Origin of the sequence: Microbacterium sp. NPDC057659 (assembly GCF_042799915.1) — a bacterium.
Taxonomy (GTDB): domain Bacteria; phylum Actinomycetota; class Actinomycetes; order Actinomycetales; family Microbacteriaceae; genus Microbacterium.
The window spans coordinates 63224-85671 of sequence record NZ_JBHVHU010000004.1; the positions used below are offsets into that span (position 1 = coordinate 63224).

The following is a 22448-nucleotide window of genomic DNA, read 5'->3' on the forward strand; positions in this document are numbered from 1 at the left end:
CGGGGTCAGCGGGCGGCGAGGGCCTTCGTGATGCGCTGCGGCGAGACCGGCTGGGCGGTGCCGAGGCGCTGCGCGAAGAGGCTCACGCGATACTCCTCGAGCAGCCACCGCACGTCGACGAGGTGCGCGGGGGCGTCGGCCGGAAGCGGCACGGCGCCTCCGGCATCGGCGAACATCGCCGCCATCCGCTCGTACTCGGTCATGCGGGTGCGGTCCTTGCCCGGGGCATCGGCGAGCCCGCGCAGGCGCTCGACCATCCCGTCGAGATAGCGGGGCAGGTGGGCGAGCTGCGCGACTCCGGTCTCCGACACGAAACCCGGATGCACAAGTCCGCTCAACTGCGACCGGATGTCGTTCAGCGGGGCGAGAAGCGCGAGCGAGTTCTCCTTCTTGATGCCGCGCTCCACGTCGCGCGACTTCGTGAGGATGCGGGCGACGAGCGACACGCACGCGAACAGCTCGTCGACCAGCGCCGCGTTCACGGCATCCCGCACCCGCGCGAACTCCGCCTCGGAGCGCACGACCCCGCCCGGTGCCGCACGCTCGATGAGGGCGCGCGCGACAGCGGTGCGGCAGTCCTCGATGAGCGCCTGCACGTTCTGGTAGGGCGATGCCGCGAGCGCGAGCTTCTCCGGAGCTGTCAGGTGCTCCTGCACATAGGACGACGGCGAGGGCACGTTCAGCAGCACCAGGCGCAGCACGCCGTCGCGGGTCGCCGCAGCCGCGGCATCCGCCGTCGCCTCGACGCGCAGAGCGACCGCCCTGCCGGTGTCGACCAGCGCAGGGTAGCCGCGCACGATCCCGCCCGCGACCTTGGTGTCGAGCACCTCCGGCAGGTCTCCGAGATCCCAGGTGGTGAGTCCGTCGCGCTCGATCGGGCCGCGAGCGGAGGCTGCGGCGACGGATGCCGCCGCAGCCTGGGGCTTGCCGCTGCGGCGCCCCTTCGGCTCGTCGCCGCGCGAGATCTGCCGCGCGACGCTCTGCCTGGCGCGACCGGCCAGCTGGTCCTGCAGTTCGCCGAGGTCGCGGCTCGAGCCGACCACGCGGCCGCGCTCGTCGACGGCGCGGAAATTCATCCGCAGGTGCGAAGGCACTCGCTCCATCTCGAAGTCCGCCGCCGACACCTTCTGGTTGGCCAGCGGCAGGATGCGCCGCGCCAGGGCCTCCACGAGCGAGAGCGGCGGCTGCCCGGCGTGCTTCTCAGGACCGGCATCCGCCAGCTCCGCGCCGAACTTCTCGGCCCAGTCCGCGGCGGGCACGACGTGTCGGCGGATGGCCTTCGGCAGCGCGCGCAGCAGTGCCGTGATCAGCTCGGCGCGCAGCCCGGGCACCTGCCAGTCGAAGCCGGTGTCCCGCACCTGCTGCAGGAGCGCCAGGGGGATGACCACACTCACACCGTCGTCGGGCGCGCCGGGCTCGAACCGGTACGCGAGCCCCAGCACCTGATCGCCCTGCGGCCAGCGTGTGGGGAACTCGCTCTGATCGGCGCGCTCATCGTCGTCGACGAGGTCGCTCTCGCGCATGACGAGCAGCTTCGGCGTCTGCGCGAGAGTCTCGCGCCACCACTTCTCGAAGGATCGCACGTCGTATACGTCGGCCGGAATACGTTCGTCGTAGAAGCGGAAGACCGCCTCGTCGCCGGCGAGGATGTCGCGCCTGCGCTCGCGCTCCTCGAGCTTCTCCAGCCGCCGGCGCAGCTCCGCGTTGGCGCGCCAGAAGGCGCTCACCCGCTTGTCGATCCTGGACGGATCCCACTCGCCCTCGACGAGGGCGTGCCGCACGAACAGCTCGCGGGCGCCGGGGCGATCGATGCGGGCGAACTGCACGCGCCGCCGCGGGATGATCTCCACGCCGAACAGCGTCACCTTCTCGGACGCGACGGCGGCGCCGGCATCCTTCGACCAGTGCGGTTCGGAGATCTGGCGCTTGGCGAGGTCGCCGGCGAGGGCCTCGGCCCATGCCGGATCGATCTGAGCGACCGTGCGCGCGAAGGTGCGCGAGGTCTCCACGATCTCGGCGGCCATCACGGCAGGCGGCGACTTCTTGCGCAGCGCCGATCCTGGGAAGATCGAGAACCGGATGCCGCGCGCGCCGCGGTACTCGGCGATGCGGCGCTTGCCGTTCTTGTCCTTGTTCTTGTTCGCGCTCGGGCTGGCGGTGCGCTCGTCGAGGATGCCGATCTGCGAGAGCAGGCCTGCGAGGATCGCGCGGTGGATGGCGTCGCCCGCGCCGGTCGTTGAGCGCTCGTCGTCTTGCGCCGCGGCTCCTGTGCGCCCTTCGTCTCGCTTCGCTCGCTCAGGAGCCGCGGCGGGGGACTTCGGGCTCTTCACGAGCGTCCGCAGTTGGCGGTGCACGTCGAACCACTCGCGCACGCGCACGTAGTTCAGGTGCTCGCTGCGGCACATCCGTCGGAACGCGCTCGACCCGAGTTCCTTCTGCTGCTCGCGCAGGTGATTCCAGAGATTCAGCAGGGTCAGGAAATCGCTGGCCGGGTCCGCGAAGCGGGCGTGCATACGGTCGGCCTCGTCGCGGACGCCCTGGGGCGCCTCCGCTGACGGCCGCTCGCGCACGTCCTGGATCGAGAGCCCGGCGACGATCGGCAGCACGTCGTGGGTCACTCCGGCGCGCCCCGCCTCGACCAGCATCCGGGCGAATCGTGGGTCCATCGGCATGCGCGCGATGTCGCGGCCGATCCGGGTCAGCCGCGGCGCGCCGTCGCGGGAGGCGACGACGGCGCCCAGCTCGCCGAGCAGGTCGAGTGCGGCCTTCACGCCGCGGGAGTCCGGGGGAGTGAGGAACGGGAACTCGGCGATGTCGCCGAACCCGAGCGACAGCATCTGCAGCACGACCGACGCGAGCGAGGTCCGAAGGATCTCGGGCTCGGTGAACTCGGGCCGCTTCTCGAAGTCGTCCTCGCCGTACAGGCGGATCGCGATGCCGTCGCTGGTGCGGCCGGCGCGGCCGGAGCGCTGATTGGCGGATGCCTGGGAGACGGCTTCGATGGGCAGGCGCTGCACCTTCGAGCGGTTGCTGTACCGCGAGATGCGGGCGGTTCCCGTGTCGACGACGTATTTGATGCCGGGCACCGTGAGGCTGGTCTCGGCGACGTTCGTGGCGAGGATGACGCGGCGTCGCACGCCGGCCACCTTCGACGGTTCGAACACCCGGTGCTGCTCGGCGGCGGAGAGGCGTCCGTACAGCGGCAGCACCTCGACCGGCGCGGTCTGCGAGCGGTATGCGGCGCGCACGGCGTCTGCCGCATCACGGATCTCGGCCTCGCCGGGCAGGAACACCAGCACGTCGCCGGCCGGCTCGCGGTCGAGCTCTCGCAGTGCGCCGACGAAGGCGGTGACCTCGTCGCCGGGCTCAGGTTCGGCGGGCTTCTCCTCGGCCTCGTCGACCAGCGGCCGGTACCGGATCTCGACCGGATAGGTGCGGCCGGAGACCTCGATGATCGGGGCTGGAGCGCCCGAAGGGCCCGAGAAATGCGCGGCGAAGCTCTCCGGGTCGATCGTCGCCGAGGTGATGATGACCTTCAGATCGGGCCGCTCGGGCAGGATGCGGTGCAGGTAACCGAGCAGGAAGTCGACGTTGAGGGAGCGCTCGTGCGCCTCGTCGATGATGATCGTGTCGTATCGGCGCAGCAGCCGGTCGCGATGGATCTCATTGAGCAGGATGCCGTCGGTCATCAGCGCGATGCGCGTCGCATCCGAGACCTGATCGGTGAAGCGCACCTTGTAGCCGACCAGGTCGCCGAGCTCGACGTTCAGCTCCTCGGCGACGCGCTCCGCGATCGTGCGGGCGGCGAGCCGGCGAGGCTGGGTGTGCGCGATGCGCTCGCGGCCCAGCTCCAGGCAGATCTTCGGCAGCTGGGTGGTCTTGCCCGATCCCGTGGCGCCGGCGACGATCACGACCTGGTGGTCGCGGATGGCGTCGGCGATCTCGCCCCGCGCGGCGGAGACCGGCAGCTCGGGCGGATAGACGATGACGGGCGAAGACATAGCCCTCCATCGTATGCCGAAGTCGGGGGGACGGGGTCGCTCGACCATTGACTCGCAAACAAGTTTGCAGTACAAAGTAGATATGGATCACGAAAAGGAAGATGTGCCGCTGTCGCCCGAGCAGATGCTCGCGCTCCTGCAGGACCAGCAGCGCACGGTGACCGGCCGGATGGCCGGCTTCGTGCCCTGGATCCTGGTGGCCTGGGGAATCGCCTGGCTGGCGGGCTTCCTCCTGCTGTGGATCGATGTGAACCAGCATCCGCAGGATCCGACGCCTTCGCTCTGGGCCGGCGTCGCCTTCGCGGCGCTGCTGATCGCCGCCGGGCTGGTGTCGATGGTGCTCGGCATCCGTTCCGGGCGAGGGCTGCGCGGCACCAGGGACAGCGCGATCACCGGCATCGTCTACGGCAACACCTGGTGGGTGGGCAGCATCGCCGTCGTCGTGATCGGCCAGGCTCTGCTGATGCGGGGCATGCCCGAGGCGCTGCTCTCGGTGTACTACCCGAGTGCCTTCATCGTCTTCGCCGGAATCATGTACATCATGTCCGGGCTGATCTGGCGGGCGTATCCGATGGTCGCGCTCGGTCTCTGGTCGGTTGCGATCGGTGCCCTCGGGGCGCTGCTGCCGGTGCCGGCGAACTACCTGCTCTTCGCGATCGCCGGCGGCGGCGCGTATCTGCTGATGGCGGGGTGGACCGCATGGTGGGTGCACATCGCCCGCAGTCGCGTTGCGAGCCTGGAGGGGCGCCATGCCTGACCTCGATCCCGTCATCCATGCCCAGGCGCGGCTGCGCATCGTCGCCGCTCTCGCCACGCTCGAGAAGGACGATCAGATCACGTTCCCCCGGCTGCAGGAGGTGCTCGACATGACCGCCGGCAACCTCTCCACGCACCTGCGCAAGCTCGAGGACGCCGACTACGTCGCCGTGGAGAAGACGCACAAGGGCCGCACGCCCGTCACCTACATCGCACTCACCACGAAGGGTAGTCGGGCCTTCGAGGACTACACCGCGCAGCTGCGCGCTCTGCTGGGAGGAACGACATGACACTGGCATCCTTCGATCGCGTCACGCATCGCTTCGGCGCGCTCACCGCCGTCGATGACGTCACGCTGGAGATCCCGGAGGGACAGATCCTCGGACTGCTCGGACCCAACGGTGCGGGCAAGTCCACCCTGCTGTCACTGCTGCAGGGGCTGCGCCGGCCGACATCCGGTGCGGTGCGTCTGTTCGGCGGCGACCCGCGCGACCCGTCGTCGCGGATGCGCCTGGGCAGCACCCCGCAGGAGACTGCGCTGCCCGAGACTCTGCGGGTGGGCGAGGTGCTCGACTTCGTGGGGAGTCATTTCCCCGAGCGGGTGGACACGGGTGAACTGGCCGAGCAGTTCGGCTTCGACGATCTGCTGAAGCGCCAGACCGGTGGCCTGTCCGGCGGGCAGCGCCGCCGCATCTCCGTGGCGCTCGCATTCGTCGGCGCGCCGCGGCTGGTCCTGCTCGACGAGCCGTCGACGGGTCTCGATGTCGATGCACGGAGGGTGCTGTGGGACGCGATCCGCGCCCGGCACGCGGAGGGGGTGACCGTCGTCGTCACCAGCCACTACCTGGAGGAGATCGAGGCGCTCGCCGAGCGAGTGGTCGTCGTCGACCAGGGTCGTGTCGTCGCTGACGACACGCTGCGGGGCGTGCTCGGCAGAGTCGCCAGGTCGCGCGTCACGCTGCGCACGACGGATGCCGGTGCCGTGATCGCCCTCGCGGATGACGCCCCGGCCGTGACCGACGACGGCGAACTGACCCTCATGGTCACCGACTCCGACGCGTTCGTGCGACGGCTGGTCGGCAGCGGCCTCGACTTCTCAGAACTCGGCGTGCGCGGCGCCTCCCTCGAGGAGGCTTTCCTCGCATTGACCCGCGAACCGGAAGCCGCTGCGGAAGGAGGCGTCCGATGAGCGTTGTCTCTCTGACCGCCGTGCACGCGAAGTACAACCTGCTCGAGACCCTGCGGGTGCCGATCGCCGTGATCGGCTCTCTCGCCTTCCCCGCCCTGGCGACGCTCTTCTTCGTGGTGCCGAGCACCGCCGTGGCTGAGAACCCCGAGTACGCCACACAGGCGATCATCTCGATGAGCGTGTTCGCGGTGATGGTGAACGGGCTGTTCTCGTTCGCGCTGACGGTCGCCGAGAACCGGGCCACGCCGTGGGACCCCTACCTGCGCACGCTCCCGGCCCCTGGCATCGTACGGGTGCTCGCGCACGTGTTCTCGACCGGAGTGCTCGGACTGATCTCGCTGCTGCCGATCATCGTCATCGGTGCACTGTTCACCAGCGCCGAGGCATCCGTGCTCCGGGTGATCGCAGGGCTGCTCGCGATCGTCTTCGCGGCGCTGCCCTTCATGTTCATCGGCATCTGCATCGGCTACGCGATGTCGCAGAAGGCGGCGATCGCGGTCGTGCAGATCGCCATGTTCGTGATGGCCTTCGCCGGCGGGCTGTTCCTGCCCCCGATCATGTTCGCCGACTGGCTCGACACTCTCTCGAAGTTCTTCCCCTCACGGCAGGCGCGGGAGTTCGTGATCTGGGCCGTGCAGGGCGGCGATCTGCCGTGGTGGTCCTGGACCGGCATCCTGTTCTGGACCGCCGTGTTCCTGCTGCTGGCGCTCGTGCTGTTCCGTCGCGACGAGGGCAGGCGGTTCCGCTGAGCTGCCGCCGGCCGCAATCGGGCGTCATGTTCGCGGCCGGTCGATGTGCGCGGCTCCTAGGCTCTGCCCATGACCCACAACCGACGCCGTTCACTCCTGATCTCACCGACGGACGCGATTCCCGAGGGAGCACGCTATATCGAGGCCCATTTCTCCCAGCCTGCGGACTGGGCGCCGGTGATCCCTGGCGCTGTTCTCGCCTCGCTCGAGAACGGCACGATCGCGGCGGCTCCGTCGCGAGGGATCGGCCGCTTCCCGCTGCCTGAGAAGGAGGACTTCGCTGCGGTGCTGGACGGCTGGGGCATCACCGCCCGGACTCCGGTGGTCGTCTATGCGTCGACCGCCGACGATGCGAAGGTGGCTGCCCGCGCGTGGTTCGTGCTGCGGAGCGCCGGGGTGTCCGATGTCCGTGTGCTCGACGGCGGAGCCGCGGGCTGGGCTGCGCGCACCGGTGCGATCGATGTGGAACCGGCGCCGTCATCCCCGTCGCCGGTCGTGGCGATCGACGGCGACCGCGCCGCCGTGATCGGTGCGACGGGTGTGCTGCTCGATGCTCGTCCGGTCTCCGCCTACGATGCCGGTCGCATCCCCGGCGCGCTCAGCGCTCCCGGCGCCGACGTGTTCCGGGACGGCTACCTGCTTCCGGACGACGAGCTGGCTGAGTGGGCTGCGCCGCTGCTGCCCGAGCACGACGCTCCGATCGGGGCGTACTGCGGCGGTGGGGTGGCTGCGGCCGGCACCGTGTTCGCCCTCACCGTTCTCGGCCGCGATGCCGGCCTCTATGCCGGATCCTGGTCGCAGTGGGGCAACGACCCTGAGCGGCCGGTGGAGCGCTGACGACGATCGCAGGACGTCGAGGAGGGGAGGCCCGCATCGGACCTCCCCTCCTGTCTGATCAGATCATCCACTCCGGCGGTTCGATCGGGTCCTCGATCTCGCGCAGCACGCGATAGATGTCGCTCTCCCGCGCCAGCAGTTCGGGATCACCGTGCACCCGCGGACGCCCAGCGGAGACCGTGATCTCCCGGGCGATCCGTCCGGGCCGGGGCGAGAGCACCACGATCCGGTCGGCCAGGTAGACGGCCTCGCCGACGTCGTGGGTGACGAACACCACGGTGCGTCGGCGCTCCGCCCACAGTGCCAGGAGCTCCTCCTGCAGCTGCAGTCGCGTGAGATGGTCGACCGCGCCGAACGGCTCGTCCATCAGCAGCACTTCCGGGTCGGCGGCGAGTGCGCGGGCGATCCCCGCGCGCTGCTGCATGCCGCCCGACAGCTCGTGCGGGTATGCACGGGCGAAGCCGCCGAGACCCACGCGCTCCAGTTCGGCGAGGGCGCGCCGTTCCCGCTCCTTCGCCGGCACGCCGGCCAGCTCCAGGCCGATCGCGACGTTCGACAGCAGGGGCTGCCACGGGAACAGCGCCGGATCCTGGAACACCATCCCGAGCTCGGCGCGCGGGCCGGTCACCGGGTCGCCGCGGAACGACACCTCACCGGCATCCGGTCGCTGCAGGCCGGCCAGTATCTCCAGCAGCGTGCTCTTGCCGCATCCGCTCGGCCCGAGCAGCACGAGGAACTCGCCGTCCCGTACGGTCAGCTCCACGTCGTCGAGTGCGAGCGTCGTCTTCTGCGCGCTGCGGTACTCGCGCGAGACGCCGGAGAGCGTGAAGACGTCGTCGCTCATTCGGCGTCCTTCGGATCGGGGTAGGTGAACTCCTTGACGAACTCCTCCGGGATGAAGCGGAGGTCGGTGTACTTGTCGACGTCGAAGCGCTTGTCCTGGTGGCCCACGGCGATCTCGACGTCCTGACTCTTGTCCACGGCGTCGAGGTCGAGCGCCGCGTTGTTCTCCCAGATGACGTCCTCGAGCTCGATGGCCTTCTCGACGGCTTCGGGCGCGATCGCCGGCAGCTTCTTCGTGAGCCACGGCACATACTCGTCATAGTGGGTCTTCGCGTAGTCGTATGCCGTGAAGTACGCGCGCAGGGCCTTGCGGAGCAGCTCCGGGTGCTCTGCGATCGTCTTCGTGCCGGCGATGATGTCGCCGGTCTGATAGGTCGGCAGGTAGTCCCAGCCGCGGGCGAGGGTGGTCGTCTTGCCTTCGAGCTCGCCGAGCGCGGCGAACGGCTGATGGATGATGGTGGCGTCCACCTGCCCCGTCGTCACGGCGCCGTACGCCTTGTCGAACACCCCGGATGCGACCGTGGTCACGTCGGATGCCTTGATGCCGTGCGCCTTCAGGATCTCCAGCGCATAGGTCTCGAGTCCCGATCCGGGGACGGCGATCCCCACCTTCTTGCCCTTCAGGTCCTCGACGCTGTGGATGCCCTTTCCACCGATCAGCCAGAACGGCCCCTTGGTGCGGAATCCGGCGGCCACGATGCGGATCGGAGCTCCCTGTGCGGCGGCGCGCAGATGGGAGTTGGTCGGGCCGAAGGCGATCGTGACATCGCCCGATCCGGCGGAGACGACGTTGTCGTCGGTCTGGACCCAGTCGACCTTCAGGCCCTGGTCCTCGAAGATGCCGTTCTCCTCGGCGAAGCGCAGGGGGAGGGAGGTGTACTCGGTGGCGTCCTGGAGGCGGATCGTCTGCAGGCCGTCGGCGTTCTCTCCGTCGGGAGTGGCCGCGGCGGAGACACCGCAGCCGCTGACGGCGAGTGCGGCCGCGAGCAGGCCGGCGGCGGTGAGGGCGAGGCGGGTCGTGCGAGTGAGGCGTGGCATGGTCTTCCTTCTGGTCGTGATGCGAGGGATGGTGCGAGGTGGTGCGAGGGAACGATCAGCGCTGTTTCCAGCGGAGCAGGAACCGGCGCTCGAGGAGATTCACGAGGCCGATGATGGCCACCGCCATGACGGTGACGTAGATGATCAGGGCGAACAGGGCTGGTGTGTCGTACAGGCTCACTGCGCGCTGCACGAGATACCCGAGCCCGCCCTGTGAGGCGACCATCTCGGCGAAGATCGTGATCACCAGCAGGCCGGCGGCCTCGATGCGGATCGCGGTGACGATCGGAGCCGCCGCCGAGGGCAGGATCACCTTGCGGATAATCTGGGCGCGACTCGCCCCGTAGGCTCTGGCGACCTTGAGGTGCTTCTCCTCGACGTTCTTGATGCCCGCCATCGTGTTGAACAGGGGGACGAACAGCGAGAACAGGAAGACGACCGCGATCTTGTGGTCGATGCCGATGCCGAGATACAGCGTGAGCAGCGGGATCAGCGTCACCTTCGGAATGGCGTAGATCGCGCTCACGAAGGGGCTGAAGAAGCGGCCGGCGCCGCGGGACAGCCCGAACCAGATGCCGAGCGCGACACCGGTGAGGATGCCGAGGACCGTGCCGATGAGTCCGGCGTAGAGCGTGATGCCGGTGTGCATGAGCAGGTTCTGCGTGGTCAGGAGCTCCGGGAACTCTGCGAGCACCTGCGTGGGCGAGGCGAGGTAGATGGGCGGCACCGTGCCGCTGTCCACCAGCCACTGGGCGAGCAGAAGGAGGGCGGCGACGAGGGCGATCTGGCCGGTGATACGCAGCGCTGTCGTGCGCGGTGCCTCCCCGCGGTGCGAACGACGAGGGCGGCTCCTGCGGAGGGCGCCGAGCGCGGCCGGATCGGCACCGGACGCCAGGCCGGCCGCGGCGGTCATGCTGCGTCCTGCTCCGCGGCATCCGGCGTCGGGATCAGCGCGTCCTCGGCGATGCCGAGGTTGCCGGCCAAGGTGTCGTGCTCGTACTCGGTGCGGAAGATCCCGCGGCGCTGCAGTTCCGGGACGACCTGGTCGACGAACGCGTCGGCGGGGCCGCGGTGATAGGGCGGGAAGATCTGCACTCCGTCGAGCGCCTCCTCCTCGAGGTGCGTCTCGAGCCAGTCCGCCAGAGTCGTCGCATCGCCGATGACGGCGCCCTGTGCGTAACGGTGGTTGAGAGTGAAGCGGTAGAGGTCGGAGAGCGTGAGGTCCTCGCCGAGCGTGGGGATCACGACGTCCTTCAGCCATCGTCGGTCGTCGTCCGCCTGGCGCTGCTGGCCGGCGACCCGCCGGGACGGCCCGGCCTCCTCGCTGACGAGATCCTTCAGGCTGTCCGGCCCGATCGCGTCGAGGTCGATGAGCGCTGTGACCTTCTCGTTCTCCCGCACCTCGGACAGGTCGATGCCGAAGGTGCGCGAGAACGCGGCCGGCAGCTGGGTCGTCACCTGGAACTCCTGCACGGTGCGGAACTTCTCGCGGGCCTCCCGCACCGTTCCGCCGAGGAACGGGGTGATGCCGGGAATGATCTTGAACGACTCGGGATCGCGGCCGAGTGTGGCGATGCGTGCCTTGTGCGCGCGGTAGTGCTGCCGCCCGCCCTCGAGACCGAAGTACGGCGAGAAACGGATGTGCGCCAGCTCGGCGCCGTAGTCCAGCGACTCCGCTGACATGCCCACGTGCACGTTCGGGATCTGCGACTGCACGGGCGGCGGCGCGTTGAGCGGACCGCGAACCCGGAAGAACTCGCCCTCGAAATCGATGCGGCGCCACGACCCGGGACGCACCAGGGCGCCGCCCTGCTTGTCATCCAGGATGAAATCGCGGTCCCAGCTGCCGAGCAGCTGGTTCAGCGCGACGGTGAACTCGCGTGCGCGGATGTACTTGGTCTCTTCGGTGGGCAGATTCTCGCCCTCGAAGTTGAGCTCAGGACCGCCGGAACGGTCGATGCCGAACACGATGTTCAGCGCTGCGCGCCCCCGCGAGAAGTTGTCCAGCGTCGCGATCTGGCGGGCCACGGTGAATGGATGCTCGAAGCTGGAGTTCACCGAGACCAGGAAGCCGACGTCGCGGGTCACGGCAGCGGCGTAGCCGGCGAACACGCTGCTGTCCCAGCGGTGGATGCGCTGCACGCTGTCGGCCTCGCTGGCCAGTGAGCTGCCGGCGAAGATGTAGTCCAGCTTGCCGCGCTCGGCGATGCGGGCGATGTCGACGATTACGCTGGGGTCGATCAGGCCCTGATTGTTCGCCTCGGGAAGGCGCCAGGCGCGCAGGTCCCATCCCGTTCCGTAGGCGGCGAGTCCGATGTGCAGTTGCTTGCGGGGTGGCGTTGGCATGAGCGGCTTCCTGTGGCGTGGGGACGAATGTCCTCCGACGGTAGGAGAAGCTCAGGGCGTGCGCGACGAGGCGTCGTCACCGGCCGACACGCGCTGCAACAACGGAGTCATGCGCGGTCACGGACTGCAACACATCGCCGTGACCGGCGAGATGTCCCGGCATCCGTTTCGGGTCCGGATGCCGGGACGAGAGGGTCAGAAGTGCGTGCCGCCGTCGATGCGCACCTCGGTGCCCGTGATGAACCTGCCGTCGGAGCTGGCGAGCATCGCCACGACGCCGGCGACCGACTCGGGGCCCGCGAAGCCCTGGCCGATGGCCGGGGCCAGCTTCATGAACAGGCTCATGTCCGCGTCCTCGGGCAGGCCGGGGCCCTGGCTCTGCTTGCTCTGACCGGAGCCGTCGGTCATCCCCGACGAGATCGAGCCCGGCTGCACGGCGGTGAAGCGGATGCCCTGCTTGGCGTACTCGGCGGCGAGCGCGTGCGTCATCGACTGCACGCCGCCCTTGCTGGCGGCATAGGCGGCCATGTACGGGTGCGCGAACATCGCCGAGGTCGAGCTGAAGTTGACCACGGCCGAGTCGTCACCCTCGAGCAGCGCGGGGATCGCCTCGCGGATCATCAGGAAGGTGCCGACCAGGTTCACCTGGATGACCTGCTGGAACTGGTCGAGGGTGGTCTGCGCGGTGTGCGAGGAGCGCAGGATGCCTGCGGCGTTGACCAGCACGTCGAGACCGCCGAGTACCTCGACGGCGGCGGCGACTCCGGACTTGACGGAGGCCTCGTCGGCGATGTTGACCTCGACAGTGGTCAGGCGCTCGGCGTCGGCGCCGGCCTTGCTGACGGTGTCGGCGAGGCCGGCAGCGCTGACGTCGGCGGCGACGACGTGGCCGCCTTCGGCGAGCATGCGCAGCACTGTCGCCTGGCCGATGCCCGATCCGCCCCCGGTGACGAGCGCGCGGCGGCCTTCATAGCGGTTCATGGTGTTTCCCTTCGTCGGTTCCGGGTCCGGAGAATCGGATCCGCTTCGTCATGCCTAAATGGCACAACGTGTCATATTGTCACTAAACGCACGAGAAGAGAAGTTATTCCCGTAGCCTCGGAGCATGGATGCCGCGCCAGGACTCATGAGCAGACGCAAGGCGCAGACGGCGCGCGAGATCGCGCAGGTCGCCGCGGGGATGTTCGCCGCGCACGGGGTCACCGGCGTCACCGCCGCCGAGATCGCCGAGGCGGCAGGTGTCTCGCTGCGAACGTTCTACCGTTACTTCGCCACCAAGGAGGATGCCGTCGCTCCGATCCTCGAGATCGGGGCGGCCCGCTGGCAGTCGGCGTTCGCCGATGCGTCCGGTGACCTGGCATCGGCGATCCCCGGCATCATCGCCGCGCAGCTGACGCCGTCCTCGGCGGTGGAGCGCGAGGCCCTCGCCGGCATGCGCCCGCTGCTGCGAGCCCTCGCCGAGGATCGGGAGCTGCGCGCTGTGTGGGATCGCGTGAACCACGAGTCGGAGCTGCGACTCACCGAGCTCGTGCTCGAGCGCGGCGGTGATCGGTTCGACGCGCGCCTGCTCGCCGCCGCTGCGACGGAGTCGATCCGGATCGGACTCGAGGAGTGGGCGGCCGGTGACGCGCCGACGGAGGGTGACGGGTCCCCGGCATCCCTCGCCGTGCGTGCGTTCGCCGCACTGTCACCTGTCATCACAAGCCCCTAGGCTGGACCCATGATCATCCCCACTCGCTCTTTCAACGATGGCTACGACATCCCGCAGCTCGGCTACGGCGTCTTCAAGGTCGACCCGGCCGAGACCGAGCGTGCGGTCTCGGAGGCGCTCGAGATCGGCTACCGCCACATCGACACCGCTGCGATCTACGGCAACGAGGAGGGCGTGGGCGCTGCTATCGCCAAGAGCGGCGTGCCGCGCGACGAGCTGTTCATCACCACCAAGCTCTGGAACGACCGTCACGACGGCGACGAGCCGGATGCTGCGATCGCGGAGAGCCTCGAGAAGCTGGGCCTCGACCACGTCGACCTGTATCTCGTGCACTGGCCGACGCCGGCGCGCAACAACCACGTGCACGCCTGGGAGAAGCTGATCGGCATCCGCGACCAGGGCCTCGCGACCTCGATCGGCGTCTCGAACTTCCTCGTGCCGCACCTGGACGACATCGTGAACGCGACCGGTGTGACCCCGGCCGTCGACCAGATCGAGCTGCACCCCGCCTACCAGCAGCGCGAGGTCACCGACTGGGCCGCCGCGCACGGGGTGCAGGTCGAGGCCTGGGGCCCGCTCGGTCAGGGCAAGTACGACCTGTTCGGCACGCCGGCCGTCGCCGACGCCGCCACCGCCACCGGCAAGACCCCGGCGCAGGTCGTGCTGCGCTGGCACCTGCAGAAGGGCAACATCGTGTTCCCGAAGTCGGTGCACGCAGAGCGCCTGCGCGAGAACATCGACGTCTTCGACTTCGAGCTCTCGGATGCGCAGATCGCCGCGATCGACGCGATCGACCCCGGCGACGGCTCGGGCCGTGTGAGCGCACACCCCTCAGAACTCAACTGAGCGGACTCACGACGCATGTCGTCGTGAGTCGTCCGATGACGCCTCGTGTCCGCATCATCTGCGGCACGGGGCGTCTCGGTGTGTACGGTCTTGGCATGCCTGCTCCCTACCGCGTGGTCGCCGTGTCCGGATCGCTCCATGAACCCAGCAAGACGACCGCCCTGGTGCGGGCGATCGCCGATGCCGTGGCCGACCGCGCCGATGTCGATCTCCGTGTCATCGAGCTCACGGAGATCGGGCCGCTGTTCGCCGGCACCCTGCGGCGCGATCGCCTGCCGTCAGAGATCGAGGTGCGCCTGCGCGAGATCGAGACGGCCGATCTGCTGATCGTGGGCACTCCGGTCTACCGGGCGTCGTTCACCGGCCTGTTCAAGCACCTCTTCGACTTCGTCGACCAGTACGCGCTCGTCGGCAAACCCGTGCTGCTCGCGGCGACGGGCGGAGGGGAGCGGCATGCACTGATCCTCGAGCACCAGCTGCGTCCGCTGTTCGCGTTCTTCCAGTCGCTGACCCTGCCGCTGGGAGTGTATGCGAGCGATTCGGACTTCGACGGGTACCGGATCACGTCGCCGGAGCTCGTGACGCGGATCGAGCTCGCGGCCGAACGGGCCCTCCCTCTGGTCGGTTACGCCGTCGAGCGGGATCCCCGCGCCGTCGCGGTGTTCTGAGCTCGGCCCCGCGCGACCGGGACCGCGTGGACGTCGGCGGCGTAGCGTGGGGGCATGCGCAACCGCCTGGCCGGCACCCTCAGCCCGTATCTGCGTTCGCACGCGGACAACCCCGTGGCCTGGCATCCGTGGGGGCAGGAGGCGTTCGACGAGGCCCGGCGCCGTGATGTGCCGGTGTTCATCTCGATCGGCTACTCCACCTGCCACTGGTGCCATGTGATGGCGCGGGAGTCGTTCTCCGACGCGGCCACGGCCGACCAGTTGAACGCGGGGTTCGTATCGATCAAGGTCGATCGTGAGGAGCATCCCGAGGTGGACGCGGCCTACATGGCCGCGGCATCCGCCTTCACGCAGAACCTGGGCTGGCCCCTGAGTGTTTTCGCGACGCCCTCGGGGCGCGCGTTCCAGGCCGGAACGTACTTCCCGCCGGTCGCCCGCGCCGGAATGCCCTCGTTCCGCGATGTGCTCTCCGCTGTGCAGGAGGCCTGGCGGGACCGACGCGAGGTGGTGGTCGAGCAGGCGGATGCCGTGGCATCCGCTCTCTCGCAGATCGTTCCCGAGCCGTCGTCGCTGCCCACGACGTCGCAGCTGGCGGAGGCTGCTGCGCAGGTCGCGGCACGGGAGGACCGCGTGCACGGCGGATTCGGAGGAGCGCCGAAGTTCCCGGTCGCGACGACGCTGCGGTTCCTGCAGATCGTCGGGCCGGTCGCGCCCGTGGAGCGTGCGCTGACGGCGATGGCGGGCTCTGAGCTGCGGGACGAGGACGGAGGGCTCTTCCGGTACGCGACGCAGCGGGACTGGACCGTGCCGCACTACGAGCGCATGCTCACCGACAACGCCCAGTTGATGGACGTCGCGCTCGCCGCGGGGCGTGTCGACGTCGTGCACGGAATCGCGGACTTCCTGCTCGGGACGCTGCGGCGCGAGGGCGGCGGCTTCGGCGCCGCGCAGGACTCGGAGTCGTGGATCGACGGACAGCGCAACGAGGGCGGGTACTACCAGCGGCCGGTCGCTTCGCGGGTGGGGCTCGAGCCGCCGGCGGTCGACGGCAAAGTGCTCACGGGGTGGAACGGCCTCGCGATCGGCGCGCTCGCCCGCGCCGGCGCGGTGCTGGGTGAGCCCTCGTGGGTGCGCGCGGCTGAGGATGCGGCGCGCTTCGTGCTGGCGACGAACCGCTCGGCGGACGGCAGGCTGGTGCGGTCCTCGCTGGACGGGGTCGCCTCGGCCGCCGTGGCGACGACGGCGGATGCCGGGCTGCTGGCCGACGGCCTGTTCGCGCTCGCGCTCTCGACCGGCGAGGCGACCTGGGCGACGGCTGCGCTGGACGTGCTGGATGCGCCCGTCGTGGCGGATCCGGTGCTCGCCGCGCAGGACATCCCGGTGGCGGGCGACGACAGCGACGGGGACCTGCCCTCGGGCACCGCGGCGCTCGCCGCGGCATCCCTCACCGCGTGGCGATTGGGGGCGTCGGTGTCATACTTCGATCGCGCGAGCGGACTGGTGGCGGGGCTCGCGGCGCGGGCTCTGGAGCATCCGTTCGGCTACGGCGCGCTGCTGCGCGTCGCCGCCGGACTGGTGTCGGCGCCGCGGCAGATCGTCGTGGTGGCCGGCTCCGACGCGCTCGCCGAGGCCGCGCGCCGGGCGGATGCCGACGTCGTCGCGATCGTCACGCCGACGCAGGCGCGCGCCTTCGCGGATGCCGGGTTCGAGCTGTTCTCCGAGAAGGACGCCGTGGAGGGCGTGGCGTACGACTGCCGCGACTTCGTGTGCAGGTTGCCGACCAGTGATCCGGGGGCGCTCGCTCCGGGGCGCTGAGGAGTGAGATCACGTGTGTATTGACAGATTGACACACGATGCGTCATCGTGTGTATCAACCGATCAGTACACGGAAGGGGGCTGCGATGGGCGGTCCGGGGACCATTCTCATCGTCATGGCGATCGCGATCATCGTTGCGATCGTGTGGCTGATCGTCCATCGCCGTGGGCGGGCCGAGCTTCCCGAGCGCATTGCGCCGGTCGTGGCGGCGGCGCGGCGCCGGGTGCTGTTCGCCGTGCTCACTGCCCTGCTCGTGTTCGTGATCGGAGCGGCCCTCGGCCTGATGCTGCCTGACCTGCTCGGGCTGCCGCTGGCGGTGACGCCCCTGGTCTCAGCGGCCGCAGGACTGCTGGTGTACGCGGCGACTCCACCGCGCGACGTCGAAGTGGACGCCGACGAGCCGCGCTCCGCCCGACTCGAGCATCGCTCCTGGCGGTCCTTCATCCCCCGCGGCTGGGTGCACGCGTGCATCGAGATCGTCGTGGTCTTCGTGGCAGTGGTCCTGTGCTGCGGCGTCACCGCCACGGACGACGAGCAAGGTCGGTCGCGGGCGATCGGCTTCACGGTCGGTGGCGAGGCTGCGGCGGGAACCCCGTACCCGGGCTGGTACTACGGTGTGCCGGCCCTGATCGGGCTCGCGCTGCTCGTCGCCGCGACGATCGTGGCGCTGCAGGGGATCGGGTCGACCGCGGTGTTCCCACGCCCGGAGGACGCGGAGAGCGACGCGCAATGGCGTCAGGCCTCGGCATCCGTCGTGCTCAAGCTGTCCATCGGCGCGGTCTTGCTCTCGCTCGGTGGCATCGCGTGGACGGCGGGTGCCTTGATGAGCGTCACGGCCTCGAGCGCCGGGGCGCCCGCGGTGTGGGTGGTCGTCGGCAACATGCTGCTCTGGGGAGGCATCGTCGCGTTGGTCCTCAGCGTCGTCAGTGCGACCCTTGCCGCCCTGACCGCGTTCACGGTCGGGGAGCGGATGTCGACCGCGCCGGAGTCGGTCCGGTGATCACGCTCGACCCGGCCGGTGCGGTCGCTCCCTTCGAGCAGATCCGATCGCAGCTCGCCGACGGCATCCGTTCCGGTGAACTGCCGGGCGGCCGCCGGCTGCCGTCGATCCGGCAGCTGGCGGGCGACCTTCGCGTCGCGGCCGGAACCGTCGCGAAGGCGTACGGGGCACTCGAGGAAGAGGGGCTGATCGAGACCAGCCGCGCGCGCGGCACGCGGGTGCGCGCCGGGCACGCCTACGACGACACGGTTCGGGACGCAGCGCAGGCATTCGTCGCGGCATCCGCGGGGCTGACTCTGGAACAGGCCCTCGGCGCGGTGCGCGCGGCATGGGACGTATGACGGGGCGGAGCGCTCGCGGAATGAGTGCCGCCGCACGCCCTGACCTGCCGAGCCAGCCGGAGCAGGAACGCCTCGATCGAGGCCCGTGTAGCGTGGGCGCACGTGGGCGACGACATCGAGCGGCTGATCGCGCGGACGCGCGCCTGGTTCGAGGCGCCGGAGCAGGTCTCGTTCTATGCGGCCGGGAATCGCGAGGGGCCGACCGAGCTCGAGTCGTCACTGCTCGAACGTCTGCGGCCGCGCGGATGGGACGTGCTGGATCTCGGCTGCGGGGCCGGGCGGCTGGCCGTCCCGATCGCGCTGCAGGGCAATCGGGTCACGGGCGTCGACGTCAGCTCGCCGCTGATCGGGGCTGCGCAGGATTTCGCACACGAACGTGGTGCAGATTCGGTGGAGTTCGACGTCGTGACCGGAACAGAGGTGTCATTTCCGCCGGCGTCGTTCGACCTCGTCCTCTCCGTCAAGCACTACTGCTACGTCCCGGGACGGGAGAGCCGACGCCGGCTGCTGAATGACGTCGCGGCGGTGCTTCGCCCGGGTGGACGTCTGCTCGTGACCAGCCACCTCGTGCCCACGGAGGGCGAGGCTCTCGAGAGCCTGCAGGATGACCCGGTCCATCACGCTGCGGCGGCAGAGTTCAGGGGACTCGAGCCGCTCGACACCTTCAGCGATGGACAGGGGTACGTGCACTGGTTCACCCGCGGCTCGCTCCTGGACGAGCTGTCCGCGTTCGGGCGGATCGACAGCGTCGAGGAGAGTGCTGACGGGACCCAGATCGGCGTCATCCTCAGGAGGTGACGGTCTGACGGCCTCGTCGTGGTGCCTGCCGGAGGTTCCGTGAGGAGGTCGCGTCATTGTCTTGTCGCGGGGTGTCTCCTGTGCGTGATGGCCGAAAAGTCGCTTCAACCTGGGGTTTAACGTTTGATGCGAAAAGATGTTCGAATGTCGGTGGCCGTCGGTTGAATAGGGGGTATGAACAGCGTCGTGGTGGACCGGTTGGTAACTCTGGAGGCAGAGCTCGCCGGTGTGCTCACGGACGCGTTCGAGGGAGAAGAGCTTCCTGATCTGCCGGATGCGGAGCTGATGCGTCTGCTGGATGTCGCGGGCCGGATCCAGCGGCGCGTGGACGGGGTGCTGGTAGAGGCGGCGGTGCAGGTGCGGGACCGGTCGGAGGGGCTTCGGGATGAGCGGCTGACGACCCGGCACGGATGCCAGCGGCCGGTCGACCTGCTCTCGATGGCGTGCCGGATCGACAGGGCTCACGCGGCGCGGATCGTCCGCGCCGCCGGATACGCGGCTCGGGCGAGGGGGATCACGGACGGGGCGTTCCTGCCCGCGAAGTACGACCGGCTGCGCGGCGCGCTGCTCGCGGGGGACGTCGGGCTGGGCGGCCTGGTGGCCGGGGCGGATTCGATCGAGCACTCTCGCACGAGGATCAGCGACGAGCAGCGGGTGGCAGCGGACCGGCTGGTCGCCGCCTACGCAAGCGGGGTCGTCCTGCACCCCGAGTCGGGTGCAGAGATCGGACGGGTGCCGGTCCCGTCGCCGGCGGAGGTGGGCGACTTCTCCCGGGCGGTGGTGACTGCGCTGGATCCGGACGGTGCCGAGCCGGATGACGAAGTCGCCTCGCGGAATCGGGGGATCAGATTCGGCAGACTCCGCGACGGTGTCTATCCGGTCTCCGGTGGACTGCTGCCCGAGGTGTACGCGCAGTGGTGCCGGCTCAACGACGCCCTGCTCAGCCCGCGGTCCGGTGCCGGAGTCTGCTTCGACGACCCCCTCGATTCCGCCGAGAACCCGAACGGGGGCAGTGACACGGGGGACGACCGCACCAGGGCGCAGAAGCTGCATGACGCGCTGGCGACGATCCTGACCGTCGCGGCCCGCGGCGGGGAACTGCCCGACCTGGGCGGCGCCGCGCCGACGCTCGTGGTCACGGTCACCGCGGCGGACTACGCCGCAGGTACCGGGTTCGCGCACGTGGACGGCGCTGATGCCGGTACGGTCCCGGTGCGGGTGGCCGCGCAGTCCGGGTGTGCGGGTGGCATCCAGAGGGTGATGTTCGATGGTCGAGGCCGCATCGTGTCGCTGAGCACCAGTGGGAGGGTCTTCAACGCATTGCAGCGGAGGGCGATCATCGCCCGCGACGGCGGGTGCGTGATCCCCGGCTGCACGATCCCCGCGACCTGGTGCGAGATCCACCACGTTCACGAGTACGCCCACGGCGGCCGCACGCACACCGACAACGGAGTCGCGCTGTGCTGGCATCATCACCGCACCCTGCACCTGTCGCACTGGCAGATCCGGTTCAGAGCAGGCATCCCCGAGATCCGCGGCCCCGCCTGGTGGGATCACCGCCGCGACTGGCACCCCACCGGCGGAGGCCGACGACACACCCTCACCAGCCGCGCGAGCCCCTGAACTCGGCAGGCAAGGTCCGCCATGCACTTGCTCACGGCGGAACGGCGCTCAGCGCGTCACGGATGACGTCGGGCTGCGACCTCGGTCGCAGCGGCCGACGTGGGCTCGTAGGCGGCGGCGAAGCTCACCGACAACCGCGCGCCGCCGTGCCGGCATCATCGGGCACGTCCAGCCGTGCGCGGCGAGGCTTCCCGTGCTGCCTCCTCGTCAGCGTTCGATCTTGACCTTCTTGACGACCGCCGCATCCGGCGCGCCCCCGACCGTGCACTCCACGATGCTCTCGACCTCGGCTCCGGCGGCGGAGGTCACCGTGCCGCCGAACTTCACGTACCAGGCATCCCCGACGATCCGCGATTCGAGCGGATCGAGCTTCGGACTGCCGTTCCACGTGTCGGGGTCGACCTCGGCCTGTGCTGCATCGTTGCACGCCGTGGTGGCCTCGCTGTAGGTCAGCCCGGAAGCCGTCTCGGTGAGCGCAGTCGCCGAGTCAGACGCCGTGCTCGTCGCGGTGGGTCTGACCACGGGTTCCGGTTTCGGACCGAAGGCCTGCGCGAGGGCGACGATCACGACCAGGACGACCGCCCCGAAGACGGGAACCGTCCACCAGGTCCGATACCAGGGCTTCAGCTGCTGAGGGTTCTGCGCCACCAGGCAACACTATGGCAACCGGTCTCAGCACAGACTCCGAGCACCTCACCCGGTAGTGTTCTCCGGGGCCGAATCGGCCGTCGAGAACACGGGGAGAACGCATGTCGGTTGGTCTGCTGGCGGTCGTCGACGACATCCTGAGCGCCGCGATGAAGGCATCCGCGAAAGCCGCGGGAGTCGTGATCGACGACGCCGCCGTCACGCCGCAGTACGTGCAGGGACTGACGCCGGCGCGCGAGCTTCCCGTCGTCGTGCGCATCGCGCTCGGGTCGCTCGGCAACAAGTTCCTCATCATCATCCCGGTGGCGCTCGTCCTCACGGCGTTCGCACCCGCAGTGCTGCCCTACCTGCTGATCGTCGGCGGTGTGTACCTCTGCTTCGAGGGCGCCGAGAAGGTGCTCGAGTGGTTCGGTTTCGGGCACGGCCACGAGGACGAGGGCGCGCGTGACGAGAAGCGCCTGGTCTGGGGTGCGATCCGCACCGACCTGATCCTCTCGACGGAGATCATGCTCATCTCGCTGGCCAGCCTCGACAAGGGGCTCGGCTTCTGGCAGACGCTCATGATCCTCGCCGTGATCGCCGTGGTCATGACGGCCGTCGTCTACGGGGCTGTCGCTCTGCTGGTGAAGATCGACGACATCGGCTTGAAGATGGCCAAGAACCCGGTGCGACGCGTGCGGCACACCGGAACCCGCATCGTGCGCTCGATGCCCGCCGTGTTCCGCGTGATCAGCGTGGTCGGCACCGTCGCCATGCTCTGGGTCGGCGGCCACCTCGTGATCGTCAACATCGGCGAGGTCGGGTTCCACCTGCCGGCCGACCTCTTGCACGGCGTCGAGGAGCTGCTCGCCCCTCTCGGCGGTTTCGTCGTCTGGCTCGGCGACACCGCGATCTCCGCCGTCGGCGGACTGGTCGTCGGTCTCATCATCGTCGGGATCGTGCTTGGCGTCGGCCGCCTCTTCGGCCGCCGTCCGAGCTTCGACGAGGGACACCACAAAGCGACCCCGGAAGAGGTCGCTCAGCGCTGATTGCGCGGATGCTGCCGGGCGGTGCGCTCGTTGCCCCGGCGGTAGTTCCCGGTCACCCGGGCCATCAGCAGCTGCGCATCCCCGCGCTCGACGTCGTCGAGGAACTGGGCGGCGCGCGCACCGCGCAGCACCGTCGCCGTCCTGCCGTGGTGCGTGATCACGACGTCGGCACCGCGGATGCTGTAGGAGAAGCCGTTCGGCGCGGGCATG

At 69.6% G+C, this 22448-nt stretch carries 22 protein-coding genes; 14 read left to right on the top strand and 8 right to left on the bottom strand.

Translation table 11 applies throughout. From position 1 onward, the window contains the following. Window positions 1-5: 5 nt before the first annotated feature. Window positions 6-4001 (bottom strand): ATP-dependent RNA helicase HrpA, encoded by a 3996-nt coding sequence (gene hrpA, locus ACFVAE_RS16720; RefSeq protein ID WP_378894592.1) that lies wholly within the window; start codon window positions 3999-4001, stop codon window positions 6-8. A gap of 82 nt (window positions 4002-4083) precedes the next feature. Here hrpA and ACFVAE_RS16725 point away from each other — a divergent pair, with 82 nt between their 5' ends. The 5 genes from ACFVAE_RS16725 (at window position 4084) to ACFVAE_RS16745 (ending at window position 7532) form a co-directional block, all read left to right on the top strand. Further along, window positions 4084-4758, top strand: coding sequence for a hypothetical protein (locus tag ACFVAE_RS16725; protein WP_378894595.1), 675 nt, complete (start codon window positions 4084-4086; stop codon window positions 4756-4758). Continuing rightward, window positions 4751-5047 carry a transcriptional regulator gene (locus tag ACFVAE_RS16730; RefSeq protein ID WP_378894598.1) on the top strand — a complete coding sequence of 99 codons (297 nt, stop codon included), beginning with the start codon at window positions 4751-4753 and terminating at the stop codon, window positions 5045-5047. Before ACFVAE_RS16725 ends, ACFVAE_RS16730 begins: the two co-directional genes overlap by 8 nt. Continuing rightward, window positions 5044-5946 carry an ABC transporter ATP-binding protein gene (locus ACFVAE_RS16735; RefSeq protein ID WP_378894600.1) on the top strand — a complete coding sequence of 301 codons (903 nt, stop codon included), beginning with the start codon at window positions 5044-5046 and terminating at the stop codon, window positions 5944-5946. The genes ACFVAE_RS16730 and ACFVAE_RS16735 overlap by 4 nt, the downstream gene beginning before the upstream one ends. Then, a complete protein-coding gene (locus ACFVAE_RS16740) occupies window positions 5943-6695 on the top strand; it encodes an ABC transporter permease (RefSeq protein ID WP_378894602.1) in 753 nt (250 codons plus the stop codon). Before ACFVAE_RS16735 ends, ACFVAE_RS16740 begins: the two co-directional genes overlap by 4 nt. 69 nt (window positions 6696-6764) lie before the next feature. Beyond that, window positions 6765-7532 carry a sulfurtransferase gene (locus ACFVAE_RS16745; protein WP_378894604.1) on the top strand — a complete coding sequence of 256 codons (768 nt, stop codon included), beginning with the start codon at window positions 6765-6767 and terminating at the stop codon, window positions 7530-7532. Between the two features lie 58 nt (window positions 7533-7590). On the opposite strand, the gene ACFVAE_RS16750 is transcribed toward ACFVAE_RS16745, so the two are convergent. From ACFVAE_RS16750 to ACFVAE_RS16770, 5 genes are all read right to left on the bottom strand, one after another. Then, the gene (locus ACFVAE_RS16750) at window positions 7591-8376 is read right to left on the bottom strand and encodes an ABC transporter ATP-binding protein (protein ID WP_378894606.1); all 786 of its coding nucleotides are present in this window, start codon (window positions 8374-8376) and stop codon (window positions 7591-7593) included. Next, window positions 8373-9413: an ABC transporter substrate-binding protein gene (locus ACFVAE_RS16755; protein ID WP_378894609.1), complete on the bottom strand. Its 1041-nt coding sequence runs from the start codon at window positions 9411-9413 to the stop codon at window positions 8373-8375. Before ACFVAE_RS16755 ends, ACFVAE_RS16750 begins: the two co-directional genes overlap by 4 nt. 55 nt (window positions 9414-9468) lie before the next feature. After that, the gene (locus tag ACFVAE_RS16760; protein WP_378894612.1) at window positions 9469-10326 is read right to left on the bottom strand and encodes an ABC transporter permease; all 858 of its coding nucleotides are present in this window, start codon (window positions 10324-10326) and stop codon (window positions 9469-9471) included. Beyond that, window positions 10323-11759 (bottom strand): LLM class flavin-dependent oxidoreductase, encoded by a 1437-nt coding sequence (locus ACFVAE_RS16765; RefSeq protein ID WP_378894615.1) that lies wholly within the window; start codon window positions 11757-11759, stop codon window positions 10323-10325. The genes ACFVAE_RS16760 and ACFVAE_RS16765 overlap by 4 nt, the downstream gene beginning before the upstream one ends. A gap of 195 nt (window positions 11760-11954) precedes the next feature. After that, complete coding sequence (locus ACFVAE_RS16770; RefSeq protein ID WP_378894618.1) at window positions 11955-12740, bottom strand: SDR family NAD(P)-dependent oxidoreductase; 786 nt, start codon at window positions 12738-12740, stop codon at window positions 11955-11957. A 124-nt stretch (window positions 12741-12864) separates the two neighbouring features. Here ACFVAE_RS16770 and ACFVAE_RS16775 point away from each other — a divergent pair, with 124 nt between their 5' ends. The 8 genes from ACFVAE_RS16775 to ACFVAE_RS16810 all read left to right on the top strand — a co-directional run bounded on the left by ACFVAE_RS16775 (window position 12865) and on the right by ACFVAE_RS16810 (window position 20562). Continuing rightward, window positions 12865-13470 (top strand): TetR/AcrR family transcriptional regulator, encoded by a 606-nt coding sequence (locus tag ACFVAE_RS16775; RefSeq protein ID WP_378894621.1) that lies wholly within the window; start codon window positions 12865-12867, stop codon window positions 13468-13470. Between the two features lie 9 nt (window positions 13471-13479). Next, window positions 13480-14316, top strand: a complete 837-nt coding sequence (locus ACFVAE_RS16780; protein ID WP_378894624.1) for an aldo/keto reductase — start codon at window positions 13480-13482, stop codon at window positions 14314-14316. Window positions 14317-14411: 95 nt separating this feature from the next. Further along, window positions 14412-14984 carry an FMN reductase gene (gene msuE / locus ACFVAE_RS16785; RefSeq protein WP_378894627.1) on the top strand — a complete coding sequence of 191 codons (573 nt, stop codon included), beginning with the start codon at window positions 14412-14414 and terminating at the stop codon, window positions 14982-14984. A 54-nt stretch (window positions 14985-15038) separates the two neighbouring features. Continuing rightward, window positions 15039-16799, top strand: a complete 1761-nt coding sequence (locus tag ACFVAE_RS16790) for a thioredoxin domain-containing protein (protein ID WP_378894630.1) — start codon at window positions 15039-15041, stop codon at window positions 16797-16799. 86 nt (window positions 16800-16885) lie between these two features. Then, entirely contained in the window at window positions 16886-17800 is a 915-nt protein-coding gene (locus ACFVAE_RS16795; RefSeq protein ID WP_378894633.1) for a hypothetical protein, read from the top strand. Continuing rightward, window positions 17797-18141 carry a GntR family transcriptional regulator gene (locus tag ACFVAE_RS16800; protein ID WP_378894635.1) on the top strand — a complete coding sequence of 115 codons (345 nt, stop codon included), beginning with the start codon at window positions 17797-17799 and terminating at the stop codon, window positions 18139-18141. The genes ACFVAE_RS16795 and ACFVAE_RS16800 overlap by 4 nt, the downstream gene beginning before the upstream one ends. A 102-nt stretch (window positions 18142-18243) precedes the next feature. Beyond that, a complete protein-coding gene (locus ACFVAE_RS16805; protein ID WP_378894638.1) occupies window positions 18244-18939 on the top strand; it encodes a class I SAM-dependent methyltransferase in 696 nt (231 codons plus the stop codon). A 174-nt stretch (window positions 18940-19113) separates the two neighbouring features. Then, entirely contained in the window at window positions 19114-20562 is a 1449-nt protein-coding gene (locus ACFVAE_RS16810) for a DUF222 domain-containing protein (RefSeq protein ID WP_378894641.1), read from the top strand. A 207-nt stretch (window positions 20563-20769) separates the two neighbouring features. On the opposite strand, the gene ACFVAE_RS16815 is transcribed toward ACFVAE_RS16810, so the two are convergent. Next, complete coding sequence (locus tag ACFVAE_RS16815) at window positions 20770-21210, bottom strand: hypothetical protein (RefSeq protein ID WP_378894644.1); 441 nt, start codon at window positions 21208-21210, stop codon at window positions 20770-20772. A 101-nt stretch (window positions 21211-21311) separates the two neighbouring features. On the opposite strand from ACFVAE_RS16815, the gene ACFVAE_RS16820 reads away from it, so the two are divergent. Then, window positions 21312-22238 (top strand): DUF808 domain-containing protein, encoded by a 927-nt coding sequence (locus ACFVAE_RS16820; RefSeq protein ID WP_378894645.1) that lies wholly within the window; start codon window positions 21312-21314, stop codon window positions 22236-22238. Here ACFVAE_RS16820 and ACFVAE_RS16825 read toward each other — a convergent pair. Next, complete coding sequence (locus tag ACFVAE_RS16825; RefSeq protein WP_378894648.1) at window positions 22229-22447, bottom strand: hypothetical protein; 219 nt, start codon at window positions 22445-22447, stop codon at window positions 22229-22231. The genes ACFVAE_RS16820 and ACFVAE_RS16825 overlap by 10 nt on opposite strands. Window position 22448: the final 1 nt, after the last annotated feature.

What these genes read in the sequence shown, in the direction of transcription:
- hrpA (WP_378894592.1), bottom strand. Translation starts at nt 4,001, where the DNA reads ATGTCTTCGCCCGTCATCGTCTATCCGCCCGAGCTGCCGGTCTCCGCC.
- ACFVAE_RS16725 (WP_378894595.1), top strand. Translation starts at nt 4,084, where the DNA reads ATGGATCACGAAAAGGAAGATGTGCCGCTGTCGCCCGAGCAGATGCTC.
- ACFVAE_RS16730 (WP_378894598.1), top strand. Translation starts at nt 4,751, where the DNA reads ATGCCTGACCTCGATCCCGTCATCCATGCCCAGGCGCGGCTGCGCATC.
- ACFVAE_RS16735 (WP_378894600.1), top strand. Translation starts at nt 5,044, where the DNA reads ATGACACTGGCATCCTTCGATCGCGTCACGCATCGCTTCGGCGCGCTC.
- ACFVAE_RS16740 (WP_378894602.1), top strand. Translation starts at nt 5,943, where the DNA reads ATGAGCGTTGTCTCTCTGACCGCCGTGCACGCGAAGTACAACCTGCTC.
- ACFVAE_RS16745 (WP_378894604.1), top strand. Translation starts at nt 6,765, where the DNA reads ATGACCCACAACCGACGCCGTTCACTCCTGATCTCACCGACGGACGCG.
- ACFVAE_RS16750 (WP_378894606.1), bottom strand. Translation starts at nt 8,376, where the DNA reads ATGAGCGACGACGTCTTCACGCTCTCCGGCGTCTCGCGCGAGTACCGC.
- ACFVAE_RS16755 (WP_378894609.1), bottom strand. Translation starts at nt 9,413, where the DNA reads ATGCCACGCCTCACTCGCACGACCCGCCTCGCCCTCACCGCCGCCGGC.
- ACFVAE_RS16760 (WP_378894612.1), bottom strand. Translation starts at nt 10,326, where the DNA reads ATGACCGCCGCGGCCGGCCTGGCGTCCGGTGCCGATCCGGCCGCGCTC.
- ACFVAE_RS16765 (WP_378894615.1), bottom strand. Translation starts at nt 11,759, where the DNA reads ATGCCAACGCCACCCCGCAAGCAACTGCACATCGGACTCGCCGCCTAC.
- ACFVAE_RS16770 (WP_378894618.1), bottom strand. Translation starts at nt 12,740, where the DNA reads ATGAACCGCTATGAAGGCCGCCGCGCGCTCGTCACCGGGGGCGGATCG.
- ACFVAE_RS16775 (WP_378894621.1), top strand. Translation starts at nt 12,865, where the DNA reads ATGGATGCCGCGCCAGGACTCATGAGCAGACGCAAGGCGCAGACGGCG.
- ACFVAE_RS16780 (WP_378894624.1), top strand. Translation starts at nt 13,480, where the DNA reads ATGATCATCCCCACTCGCTCTTTCAACGATGGCTACGACATCCCGCAG.
- msuE (WP_378894627.1), top strand. Translation starts at nt 14,412, where the DNA reads ATGCCTGCTCCCTACCGCGTGGTCGCCGTGTCCGGATCGCTCCATGAA.
- ACFVAE_RS16790 (WP_378894630.1), top strand. Translation starts at nt 15,039, where the DNA reads ATGCGCAACCGCCTGGCCGGCACCCTCAGCCCGTATCTGCGTTCGCAC.
- ACFVAE_RS16795 (WP_378894633.1), top strand. Translation starts at nt 16,886, where the DNA reads ATGGGCGGTCCGGGGACCATTCTCATCGTCATGGCGATCGCGATCATC.
- ACFVAE_RS16810 (WP_378894641.1), top strand. Translation starts at nt 19,114, where the DNA reads ATGAACAGCGTCGTGGTGGACCGGTTGGTAACTCTGGAGGCAGAGCTC.
- ACFVAE_RS16820 (WP_378894645.1), top strand. Translation starts at nt 21,312, where the DNA reads ATGTCGGTTGGTCTGCTGGCGGTCGTCGACGACATCCTGAGCGCCGCG.
- ACFVAE_RS16825 (WP_378894648.1), bottom strand. Translation starts at nt 22,447, where the DNA reads ATGCCCGCGCCGAACGGCTTCTCCTACAGCATCCGCGGTGCCGACGTC.